Genomic DNA, 1,286 nt, shown 5'->3' on the forward strand with positions numbered 1-1,286 from the left:
CCTCGACGAGGCCGACCACAGCATGTACGCGGTCAAGCGCCGGCACCGCCGCGAGTCCCGGCCGAGGAGCGCTGGCAGACTCCCGGGGTGACGCCAGGCACGGGAGCACCGTCCGCCCAGGGGTCGGCCGGGGGTCCGGGCCAGCGGCCGGGCCGGCTGGTCGAGCGCATGCGCCCCTTCACCACGACCGTCTTCGCCGAGATGAGCGCGCTGGCGCTGCGCACCGGGGCGGTGAACCTCGGTCAGGGGTTCCCGGACACCGACGGGCCCGCCTCGCTGCTCCACGACGCGGCCGAGGCCCTGCGCAGCGGCCACAACCAGTACCCGCCGGGGCCGGGCGTCCCCGAGCTGCGGGAGGCCGTCGCCGAGCACCAGGCGCGGTTCTGGGGGCTGGACGTCTCCCCCGCCGACGTGCTCGTCACCACCGGCGCGACCGAGGCGATCGCCGCGGCCGTGCTGGCGCTGACCGGCCCGGGCGACGAGGTGGTGGTCCTGGAGCCCTACTACGACTCCTACGCCGCCACCGTCGCGCTGTCGGGCGCCACCCGCCGCACCGTGCCGCTGCGGGGCCCCGCCTTCGAGCTCACCGAGCAGGCGCTGCGCGCGGCGTTCACCGGGCGCACGCGCCTGCTGCTGCTGAACTCGCCGCACAACCCCACGGGGCGCGTGCTCACGCGCGCCGAGCTGGAGCTGGTGGCGCGCGNNGCACGACGTCGTCGTCGTCTCCGACGAGGTCTACGAGCACCTCGTCTTCTCCGGGTCCGAGCACGTGCCGGTCGCCTCCCTGCCCGGGATGGCCGAGCGGACGCTCGTCGTCTCGTCGGCGGGCAAGACGTTCTCCGTGACCGGCTGGAAGGTCGGGTGGGTGCACGGCCCGTCGGACCTGGTGGGAGCCGTGCGGGCGGTCAAGCAGTTCCTCACCTACGTCTCCGGCGCCCCGTTCCAGCCCGCCGTCGCGGCCGCGCTGCGGCTGCCGCCGGAGGTCTTCGCGGACTTCGCCGCGCAGCTGGAGGCCAAGCGCGACCTGCTGTCGGAGGGCCTGGCCGCCGCCGGCTTCGCCGTGAACCGGTGCGAGGGCACGTACTTCGTCACCGCCGACGTCCGGCCGCTGGGGCTGGCCGACGCCTCGGCGCTGGCGTGGCGGATGCCGGAGGAGGTCGGCGTGGCCGCGATCCCGGTGCAGGTGTTCTGCGACGACCCGGACGCCGCGCCCTCGCTCCTGCGGTTCGCGTTCTGCAAGCGCGACGACGTGCTGCACGCCGCCGTGGAGCGCCTCGCCGCCGCCG

At 75.9% G+C, this 1,286-nt stretch carries 1 protein-coding gene and 1 pseudogene; both read left to right on the forward strand.

Annotated elements, in window-relative coordinates; genetic code table 11:
• Nucleotides 1–168 precede the first annotated feature (168 nt).
• On the forward strand, nt 169–703 hold a 535-nt coding region (locus tag FHN55_RS23985), incomplete at its 3' end, for an aminotransferase class I/II-fold pyridoxal phosphate-dependent enzyme (protein WP_257571192.1).
• A gap of 2 nt (nt 704–705) precedes the next feature.
• Nucleotides 706–1,286: pseudogene (locus FHN55_RS23990) on the forward strand (aminotransferase class I/II-fold pyridoxal phosphate-dependent enzyme); the annotation flags it as partial.

The organism is Streptomyces sp. NP160 (assembly GCF_006335115.1).
In the GTDB taxonomy this organism is placed as follows: domain Bacteria; phylum Actinomycetota; class Actinomycetes; order Actinomycetales; family Quadrisphaeraceae; genus Quadrisphaera.